Raw genomic sequence first — 9,922 nt, 5'->3', positions numbered from 1 at the left:
ATGACGAACGAACAGTCGGGGGTTAAAAAAACACAGGCAAGAGCAGAGCAGGCCCTGAGGGAACTGATGTTATCAGGGGAGCGTATCAGCCAGTATGCTGTGGAAAAACGAGCGGGGCTGGCAAACGGCACCCTGAATTATAACTGTCCTGAGTACAGGCAGGTCAGGGAGGCTATCCGCAGTCTGAAAAAAACGTGCCAGGGCACCGCGCCGGTTGATGAGCAGGGCATTGAGCAGCAGATCAAGCTGAAAGAAAAGTATCGCCGTCAGAGAAATGAGCTGAGGGAAGAAATCAAAAAGATGATGGCTGAAAATGTAGAGCTGTTACATAACCTTATACTTTTACAGCAGTATGTCAGGGAGCTTGAACGCAACACCGGGAGGGAGAAAGGGGACGTCATTCCGTTCTCGGGTGGTGTCAGGGACTGAGGCTATACTGAACGGAAGGACGCGAGGTGAATCGCCACAGGTTTAACAGACACCTCAGAGTCATTTAAGATGACTTAAAGAGAGGTGCCCATGAGCGGTAAGCGTTATCCTGAAGAGTTTAAAATTGAAGCAGTCAAACAGGTTGTTGATCGCGGTTATTCTGTTGCCAGCGTTGCAACGCGTCTCGATATCACCACCCACAGCCTTTACGCCTGGATAAAGAACTACGGTCCGGATTCTTCCACTAATAAAGAACAGTCAGATGCTCAGGCCGAGATCCGCCGTCTTCAGAAAGAGCTGAAGCGGGTTACCGACGAACGGGACATATTAAAAAAAGCCGCGGCGTACTTCGCAAAGCTGTCCGACTGAGGTACGCCTTTATTCGTGACAACACCTATTGCTGGCCTGTTCGCCTGCTCTGTCGGGTGCTGGATGAACATCCCAGTGGTTTTTACGCCTGGCTTCAGCAGCCGCATTCACAACGCCATCAGGCAGACCTGAGACTGACAGGACAGATTAAACAGTTCTGGCTGGAATCGGGATGCGTCTATGGTTATCGCAAAATCCATCTGGATCTGCGGGACAGCGGGCAACAGTGCGGAGTGAACAGAGTCTGGCGACTGATGAAACGTGTCGGGATAAAGGCTCAGGTCGGATACCGGAGCCCGAGGGCATGTAAAGGCGAGGCCAGTATCGTGTCGCCCAACAAGCTCCAGCGACAGTTCAATCCGGATGCTCCGGATGAGCGTTGGGTAATCACAGCGTGGTTTCCTCAAACCCTCGCTGTGAATTAACTGAAATACTTCATTGAAGCTGTAACCAAACAGTTAACTGAAAGAATGAGCCCGCAGAGCATTGCACAGCGATGACACCATTTGTTGAGCTTCACCGTTTTCGCATACAACCGTCCGGAATTTGGAAAAGCACTGTCTTTTTGTACTGACCGATCATGATTAAGTGACACCTCTTCGAAAAAGAGAGCGCGATGAGCGATTAATATATGGCTCGAAAGACAATTATGTTGGGCTTTTATGACCGCTGTCAGAGGTATTATCTTACCCGGACGGCAACAGGGTCGGAATGTCATCAGCGGCACTGTAACAAGCTATCCGCCATCTTAAATATCTGCAGGTCCTTGCACCGAGTATGCACACCAACCGACAGAGTGATTTGACCCAAACTGGTGGATATTTTGCAAAACTATTAGCCTCTTATGACCGGTCTGCAGCCTGATATTGAGGAATTAGTGCGCTTTCATGGAATGCCTGCCGGGATCGCAAGTACGAACCCCCGGTACTGTTACACTGAATGTGCTCAGTCCTGTATCAGATTGTATTTTTCAGCAACTCAAGAACAACCCTTATTTTATCATTGTCACGTTTGTAGTACGTCCAGGGACCGATGCGCTGAGAAGTAACAAGTTGTGCCCGTTGAAGAGCTGAGAGGTAAAGAGAAACGGTAGACTGTGAGAGCCCGACCTTTTCCTGAATGATACTGACACACACACCGAACTCGTCCGCATCAGCATAAGGCTGATGGAAGTGTATTTTCGGTTCCTTGAGCATATGCAGAATTTTTCTTCTAACAGGGTTTCCCAGCGCCTTAATCACGTCATTCAAATCAATATCAGGCATAAACTCTGTCACTTGTCGCATTGAGGAATTGCAATGTTACGATACTTCTCTACGTTAAGCATCAGCTTTTGAAAAGCTGATGCTCATAAGAATGGTTAGCCAAAGGCGGGATAATCTGTGTAGCCTTTTGCCGTTCCACCATACATGGTTGTTGGATCGACCGGATTCAGTGGCCATTCATGATAAAGGCGCTGCGGTAAATCCGGATTAGCTATGAACGGGCGGCCAAATCCGATAATGTCTCCCCAGCCAGCACCGATAATCCGTTCGGCTTTTTCTTGCGTATATCGCCCGGCATACATAATTACACCGCTGAATAACTTACGGACTTCAGCTCTGAATGCTTCAGGCAATTCGGGAGCATCATCCCAGTCGGCTTCAGCAAGAGAAATATAGGCTATTCCGATTTCTTCAAGAATTTTAACGGCTTCGGTATAGGTTTCATGGGGATCATCTTCCACCAGGCCAAGATAGACCCTTACTTCATCCGTGGTCTGAAAGAGCGGAGCAAAACGGACTCCCACACGGTCTTTACCGACCACATCAGCGACAGCCTGCGTCACTTCGCGCAGAAACCGCAGCCGGTTATGTAATGAGCCACCATATTCATCCTCTCTTTTGTTGCTATGGGATGACATGAACTGGTTAACCAGGTATCCATTTGCACAGTGAATTTCCACACCGTCAAAACCGGCATCAAGGGCGTTCTGAGCTGCCCCGGCGTACATCCTGACAATCTCACTAATTTCCTCTTTTTCCAGTGCGCGGGGGCAGGAAGCGGTAGCCAGCGCACCCTCTCCCGGCCCGGTTTCGATGAATACCTTAACGTTTTCCCCTGCCGGTATCGCCGACGGAGCGACAGGCGAGGCGTTACATGGCTGCAGGGAGTTATGGGATACTCTTCCGACATGCCAGAGCTGGGCAAAAATGATGCCTTCTTTTTCATGCACTGCCCGCGTCACTTTCTTCCAGCCTTCCACTTGCCGTGAGCTGTAGATCCCCGGGGTCCACGCATAACCCTGCCCACGAGGTTCGATTTGTGTTCCTTCGGTCACCATAAACCCGGCACTGCTGCGCTGTGCGTAATATTCAGCCATCAGTTCGTTCGGAATATCACCCGGTTGTGAGCTCCGTGAGCGGGTTAAAGGCGGAAGTACAACACGATTCTTCAGGGTGTAGGGACCTAGTCTGGTGGGAGAGAACAGGTTTTTCGTCTTCATTACATATCCTGATATAGCGAATTTTCAATATCACTGAAACGCCATGTCTCAGCATTTACGACCTGGCATGTCGTCGTTCGGCCGATGTAGCCGCAGAACCACGACACTTTATTCCACATATTGAGATTTACCAATATCTAGATTTATAAAAATTATGATCGGATGAGCGGAACGGGGGGGTTGCCTGATGGCTCACAGAATCGGCATCATGAACCTAAATGGTTCTGATAATGTTATCGGAGATCCTGAACGGGAACGGTATGCGTCACGATTTTAATGACTATGTTGCATTCATGGCAGTAGCACAGGAGTGCAGTTTTTCACGGGCTGCTGTCCGCCTCGGGATCTCGGCATCCACGCTTTCACACACGATACGTCGTCTCGAGGAGCGCGTTGGCATGCCGTTACTTATGCGTACAACCAGGCGGGTGGCTGTCACCGAAGCCGGTAAACAATTATTACTGACGCTTGAACCCGGTCTTGCGCGCATTGAAGCGGGCGTGACAGCTCTTCAGAGACTGCGCCATACACCGGCTGGGCTGGTCAGACTTACGGTATCAGATCACATGATTCATGAATGTCTCTGGCCACGATTGTCACCGTTACTAAAAAAATATTCGGATATCAAGGTGGAAATGTCGCAGCAGAACGGTTTTGTCGACATTGTTGAGGGCAATTTTGATGCCGGAGTCCGAATTGGTGATGACATATTAAAGGATATGGTGGCCGTCCGAATCGCACCGGACATACGGTTTGTCGTCATTGGATCGTCCACCTATCTTGCAGAAAGAGGTCTGCCGCTACATCCCTCTCAGCTGGAAAAACATGACTGCATCAATATACGTCTGTCACCCACAGGCCCGCTGTATGGCTGGGAATTTGTCAGGCAGGGGGAGATTGTGAAAAAAGTGGACGGGCAGCTTACTTTTTCAAGCATTTATCCAATGCTTCAGGCAGTAAAAGATGGCTACGGCCTGGCCTACCTGCCGGAGTCTTCTGCCCTGGCGGGGATTGAGGCGGGACACTATTGTCGGGTGCTTGAGGACTGGTCAGAGGCTTTTCCCGCCGACATGATAATTCCAATAATGTCCATTACAGGCTCCGGTAAAGATAATACCGACACCTTACATGAGAAAGGCAAAAGCAATATAACCTGCTGTGCTCCGGATTTTAAGAATGAGCGGTTTACGTAGCAGGATGAGCAGTTCGAACCAGAAATTTCGTTACTATTGCTAAAGTAAAACCTGATGACCTCTAATCGTAACGGAGACCAATATGACTTCACAACTGAACTGGCAGGCCCCGGCTATCAATCGCAAAAAAGTAGGTGACATGACTGTGACCATGCTGAGTGATGGCTATCTGGACGTATCTTTTGAGCTGCTGTCTGGTATTGACGGCTCACGTGCCGAGGATTTACTGCAGAAGCGCGGTGTGCCAGCAGTACCCCGTATTAATATCAACGTCTACGTTATCCAGACGCCTGAGCGAACCATCCTGATTGACAGTGGTGCCGGAGGTATCAATGGCTGGGGCGGTCGGCTTCAGGTAGCCCTGGCCGCGGCAGGCATTGACCCGCTTCAGATTGATACCCTTCTCCTGACTCACGCGCATCCTGACCATATCGGCGGGCTTGCAGGCCCCCTGCAGACTCCCGTTTTCCGCAATGTTCAGCAGTTGTTTGTGCATGAGAAAGAACTCGCTTTCTGGCGTGATGAAACCATTTCCGCTGGCGCGCCTGACGCATTCAAGCCGTTCTTTGAAGTAGCAAGGAACGCCTTCAGCGCTTATGACGACAAACTGGTGCCATTCCGCGAGGAAGCGATTTTACCAGGTATTCAGACTGTACCGCTGTTCGGCCATACACCAGGACATACCGGTTATCTGCTGGGTGATGAAAAAGAGTCGCTGCTCATCTGGGGTGATATTGTTCACTTCCCGCACATTCAGGTTGCTCAGCCTGACGTTACTATCGCGTTCGACAGCGATCCTGCGGCGGCGGCGGCCATCCGTAGCAAAGTGCTTGACCGCGCAGCGAGCGATAACCTGGCTGTCAGTGGTATGCACTTCAACCTGCCTACTACCGGTAAGGTTATCCGTGAAGGTAACAGCTTCGCACTGAATTACGACCTGTGGTCACCCGCAGTCTGATCACCTTCCTTCCCGGTGCACACAATAGTGACCGGGAAGATCCCCTTTCATATCGCCCGACAAGAACCCACCTGCAATACTATGAATATCACTGCCTCACAAAAAAATGGCTCATTACTCTTGCGCCCTGGCTTTTTGTATTCCTCTGGAGTCAGGGTTTGTCGCAGCCAAATTTACCGTGCAGTACAGCGCGCCGTTTCATCTTTTATTCCTGCGTGGCGCATTTTCCTGTCTGGTCCTTCTGCTGCTTACACTGGGGTTCAGGGCCCGTTTTCCGTCCGGCAGAGGAATGGTTCGCAACCTGATTGTCGGACTTTTCCTGCATAGCTTCTTTCTGGGCGGATGCTTTTATGCCATCCATCGTGGCATGCCGTCAGGCATTGTGGCGCTCATCACCGGCCTGCAGCCGGTACTGACTGCAATACTGGTTTCACTCATGCACCGTCAGTCCCTGCATCCCCGGAAATGGCTGGGTATTGCGATTGGCTTTGCGGGCGTTTTCCTGGTGCTCTCGCCAGGCCAGCATAGTTTTGCACTGGATCCTGTGGCTTTTGGGTCGGTCATGCTGGGGTTATTTGGCGTAACGATCGGAGCGCTTTATCAGCGCCGTGCTCAGGGAGATGGACATATCTTTGCGAACACGTTTTTACAGTACGTCACTTTGACAATATCGATGGGTGCAATTAGCCTGATGTTCGAATCTGCTCCGACGCAGTGGAGCTTATCATTTGCGCTGGGTCTGGGCTGGCTGGTTATTGGCGTATCGGTTCTGGCGATTATGTTGCTGATTTTTATGATACGAAGCGGTGAAGCAACCAAAGTCGCTACTTACTTTTACCTGGTTCCCATTCTCACGGCAGCTGAAGCGTGGTTGCTGTTTGGAGAGGCCATTACATTGCCCATGCTTGTGGGTATGGCAATAACTATAATCGGCCTGATTTTTGTCATCCGGGAATAGACAACCGCACGCGTCGCTGTATGCTTTTGTATATGGCGACGTATAATAGCGGTCAAAGTCAAATTCCGGATGAATATGCAAACAGTCAGCTTTTCCGATTCTCCCGTTGATGATCTCCTCGCTGAGCTTCTTACCCTGGCACGCTCCCGTTTTCCACTTCCCTGCGATTGCCTTCGCGCAGAACAGACGCATCAGGTAAAGAAGTTCGAGGTGGAAGGTGCGACCCTTTCCTTCCCGCTGGAAGGAGAATTCCGGTATCGTGAAAATGAGAAATGGCACCGGGTGATCCCGGGCGAGATTATGGTCGTCCCGAATGCCCGTAGCATCGATATAGAATATGCCCCTTCAGAACAAAGTGGTGAGTTTGTTGCCCTGAGCGTGGTGCTCGCGGAGGAACAGCTTGAAGCAGCCAGGCTGTTACTTGCCGCACCACCACCACAGGACACCGGCAGCATCGCAGCCATTTCCGTATCAGCTCTTCTTTCACCCCTTAACCGCTGGACAGCCGCAATGCGGGAAGGGAAGCGTCCGCTTTCCCTGCACGCCATGGTTGAAGTGGTGCTCTGGCTTTATGGCATGGGATACCATGCTTTGCTGCGAGCCCGGCAGCCAAGTCTGGCCATGAAAATCCGTCAGATGGTAGCGGACAAACCGGCTCATCCCTGGAGTGCTGCTGAAATTGAAGATCTGACGGGACTCAGTGGCCCCACGCTTCGGCGCCACCTGGCCAGTGAGTCAACCAGCTTACGCTCAGTTATCGCCGATGCACGTATCGCGGAGGCTCTCCGCCTGCTGATGACATCGACGCTGCCGGTAAAAACGGTCGCGGGGCGGGTGGGTTACAATTCACTATCGAGCTTCAGCAAGCAGTTTTCTGAACGCTATGGAATCGAACCTTCAGGGTTCCGCTGACTTCAGTTCGTTCAAGGTACACATTGCGTCCCTCGCACTTCAGTAACTTGCGTGGATCTTTCGAATATAACGGAAGATATTGGCCGGCATTGCGTGTAACCGGTTCAGGAGTTCTCATCGTGACGGGAGAGCTAAATCGGTACGGCTGTTGTTCTCAGCTATAAGAACAACTGAGTATCTGACCAGCTGTCTGGTGCTGGCAGCAGCATGCAGTGCAATCGGTCAGGCTCAAAGGAACTGACCTGATGTCAGGTTATAATTTCGGACACATCATAACCCCAGAAGGAGACAACTGTGGTTCATGTTTTCATTATCGGTGGTGCAGGCAAAATCGGCCAGCGTCTGTGCAGGATCCTTTCAGGTAGGGGGCATGCTGTTCGTGCCCTCTACCGTAAGCCAGAGCAGCAGGCATTGCTAGGCGAGCTGGGTGCTGAGCCCGTCAGTGGGAGCCTGACAGAGCTGGATGCAGCTGCGCTGGCGATGCACTTTGCAGGTAGTGATACAGTGGTGTTTACTGCCGGTGCCGGCGGTAAGGGGGGACAGGAGATGACCAATGCGGTCGACGGCGAAGGGCTGAAAAAGTCGGTAGCTGCCGCCCTCAGTGCCGGTGTGTCTCGCTTTCTGCTCGTTTCTGCATTCCCGGAGTCCGCACGGGGAGAAACCACTTCTGAATCATTCGAAAATTATATGCGTGTTAAAAAAATGGCCGATGTGGAACTAGCACAAAGCGAGCTTGACTGGGTGATCCTGCGCCCCGGCGCGCTGCAGGATAAGACTGGTACGGGTTATGTACGTGCCGGCCTGGCCATCCCGTATGGTAACGTGCCCCGTGATGACGTGGCGGCTACGCTGGCTGAACTCATTGAGCAACCTGCCGTCAGCCGCGTCATCATTGAGCTGACGTCTGGCGATGCTCCTGTCCGTGAAGCCATACAGAAGCTGGCGGGCCGATAAAAGGCAGCGCACGTACCAGCAGGCTGCAGGCCCCCAGGCGTTTACAATAAACTTTCCAGCCAGTCGGTAAACGCCCGTACTTTTCGGGAGAGATGGCGGTGCGGATACAGAAGTTACAGTTTGCGATTCGGGGACGTATTATCTGGCAGAACCTCTACCAACAGCCCGCGATCGAGATAAGGCTGCAAAAAAATATTCATGCCCTGTAGTATTCCCAGCCCCGCCAGGCCTGCTGCAATGTAGGCTTCTGAGTTATCCACGACAAGCCTGCCTGGAAGTTCAATTTCGGTGGAGCCCTCTGACGTCCCGAATGTCCAGGGCATAACTTGTCTGTTGCTGCTGTTAATCCAGTTGACGGCCTGATGCTGCTGCAACTCGTCCATTGTTTCCGGGGTGCCGTGTTGATCAAGATACGCAGGACTGGCGCAGGTCGTCATTTTAACGGTTCCCACCTCCTTTGCGATATAGTCGCCATCGTCCAGCTCCCCCACCCTCAGTATGCAGTCCAGGCCATCATGCAGCATATTCCGTCGGCGGTCTGAGCTGCTCAGGATAATTTCAATTCCGGGATGCTGGCGATAAAAATCAGGCAGGTTGGGTATAACAAGTAAAGCCGCAAACGCGACAGGCATATCTATGAGCGAATAGCGGGCGTCAAAATGATAGCGACAGGAAAGTTCTGCCATATTAAACATAACAACCCTTGGGCGCACCGCCGCAGGCGCCCTCAGCACGTTTCTGCGGCCTCCCGCCTGTTTCCGGCACCTTTCAAACGCCCCTGATGATTTCTGCGCGTCTGCATGGCTATGCAGTGAGATCTGCTCTCCACCGATTAGTGCATGCAGATTTTGGAAACGTCCAATTCTGGCACGAAGCGGTCACCCCGGCGGGGTGCAGTCCGCTGTCAGCGAAAACGGACATTGAGCCAATCAAATAATCTGTGCCAGAATTTGTCATTGAGGCTAGTACTTTCGAGTAGATCTATTTCCCGCCCGTACTCTTAAACTCATCTATCTCATCCTTCTACGACTTATTACCGGGAATATAAAACCCCGCCGAAGCGGGTTTGGTAATTTGAGTTTTTCTCAGGCGGCCATCTTTCTGCATTGTTCGGCGCAGTGATGACAAGCGCTTGAGCAATCCTGACAATGGTCATGTTCATGCTTTCCACACTCGTCACCGCACTTCTGACAAACATCAGCGCAAAGACGGCAAAGATCCTGGGCAGACCCGCTATTTAGTGTCATGAATTGAGCTGCAAGACGGCAGATATTTGCACACTGCATATCCAGTTTTATGCACTCGCGCATCATCTCCAGATTCTCTTCGTCGAGACACGAAGCCGCACAGTTATCACATGCCGTTGCACATAGATAACAGGCTTCGATGCATTTTTTGTATTCGTCTAACATAATTTCTCCTTAGCTAAGGTTACGTATTAAGCATGGAAGAGATAACTGATTATTCAAATTTTGAATTAGTTAATTACCTTTTCAGCATTTCATATCATTGATTCAAAGTGCATCTCTAGGGTTACCTAATTCACCTATGTCTACTTCTGGCACAATGCAGAAATGAGATAGATTTACTTTATCCGCTTCTCGCTCAAAGCTGTCCGTAATCCCTTGCCTGCTTAAAAAAACCGGATTAACGGTAAGCGTCGT

At 51.0% G+C, this 9,922-nt stretch carries 9 protein-coding genes and 2 pseudogenes; 7 read left to right on the top strand and 4 right to left on the bottom strand.

The window, feature by feature from the left end:
* Together NI40_RS18805 and NI40_RS23700 are read left to right on the top strand one after the other, a co-directional pair.
* Positions 1-429, top strand: coding sequence for a hypothetical protein (locus tag NI40_RS18805; RefSeq protein ID WP_017384060.1), 429 nt, complete (start codon positions 1-3; stop codon positions 427-429).
* 90 nt (positions 430-519) lie between these two features.
* Positions 520-1,208 (top strand): annotated as a pseudogene (locus NI40_RS23700) (IS3 family transposase); the annotation flags it as partial.
* Positions 1,209-1,754: 546 nt separating this feature from the next.
* On the opposite strand, the gene NI40_RS18795 reads toward NI40_RS23700, so the two are convergent.
* Positions 1,755-2,063 carry an ArsR/SmtB family transcription factor gene (locus tag NI40_RS18795; protein WP_032415288.1) on the bottom strand — a complete coding sequence of 103 codons (309 nt, stop codon included), beginning with the start codon at positions 2,061-2,063 and terminating at the stop codon, positions 1,755-1,757.
* A gap of 95 nt (positions 2,064-2,158) precedes the next feature.
* A complete protein-coding gene (locus NI40_RS18790) occupies positions 2,159-3,283 on the bottom strand; it encodes an alkene reductase (protein ID WP_023279877.1) in 1,125 nt (374 codons plus the stop codon).
* A 260-nt stretch (positions 3,284-3,543) separates the two neighbouring features.
* Here NI40_RS18790 and NI40_RS18785 point away from each other — a divergent pair, with 260 nt between their 5' ends.
* From NI40_RS18785 to NI40_RS18765, 5 genes are all read left to right on the top strand, one after another.
* A complete protein-coding gene (locus NI40_RS18785) occupies positions 3,544-4,476 on the top strand; it encodes a LysR family transcriptional regulator (RefSeq protein WP_158002126.1) in 933 nt (310 codons plus the stop codon).
* Between the two features lie 82 nt (positions 4,477-4,558).
* A complete protein-coding gene (locus tag NI40_RS18780; RefSeq protein WP_017384065.1) occupies positions 4,559-5,434 on the top strand; it encodes an MBL fold metallo-hydrolase in 876 nt (291 codons plus the stop codon).
* Positions 5,435-5,540: 106 nt separating this feature from the next.
* The gene (locus NI40_RS18775) at positions 5,541-6,392 is read left to right on the top strand and encodes a DMT family transporter (RefSeq protein ID WP_039262996.1); all 852 of its coding nucleotides are present in this window, start codon (positions 5,541-5,543) and stop codon (positions 6,390-6,392) included.
* Positions 6,393-6,467: 75 nt separating this feature from the next.
* On the top strand, positions 6,468-7,304 hold the full coding sequence (locus NI40_RS18770; protein ID WP_023279881.1) for a helix-turn-helix transcriptional regulator: 837 nt from the start codon (positions 6,468-6,470) through the stop codon (positions 7,302-7,304).
* A 294-nt stretch (positions 7,305-7,598) separates the two neighbouring features.
* Entirely contained in the window at positions 7,599-8,258 is a 660-nt protein-coding gene (locus NI40_RS18765) for an SDR family oxidoreductase (protein WP_007897903.1), read from the top strand.
* Between the two features lie 41 nt (positions 8,259-8,299).
* Here NI40_RS18765 and NI40_RS18760 read toward each other — a convergent pair.
* Together NI40_RS18760 and NI40_RS23315 are read right to left on the bottom strand one after the other, a co-directional pair.
* Positions 8,300-8,896: pseudogene (locus NI40_RS18760) on the bottom strand (LysR substrate-binding domain-containing protein); the annotation flags it as partial.
* Positions 8,897-9,343: 447 nt separating this feature from the next.
* Positions 9,344-9,670 (bottom strand): four-helix bundle copper-binding protein, encoded by a 327-nt coding sequence (locus NI40_RS23315; protein ID WP_022649401.1) that lies wholly within the window; start codon positions 9,668-9,670, stop codon positions 9,344-9,346.
* Positions 9,671-9,922: the final 252 nt, after the last annotated feature.

The organism is Enterobacter sp. E20 (assembly GCF_000801755.2).
Classification (GTDB): Bacteria; Pseudomonadota; Gammaproteobacteria; order Enterobacterales; family Enterobacteriaceae; genus Enterobacter; species Enterobacter asburiae_B.
This window is presented reverse-complemented; position numbering and strand designations above follow the sequence as displayed.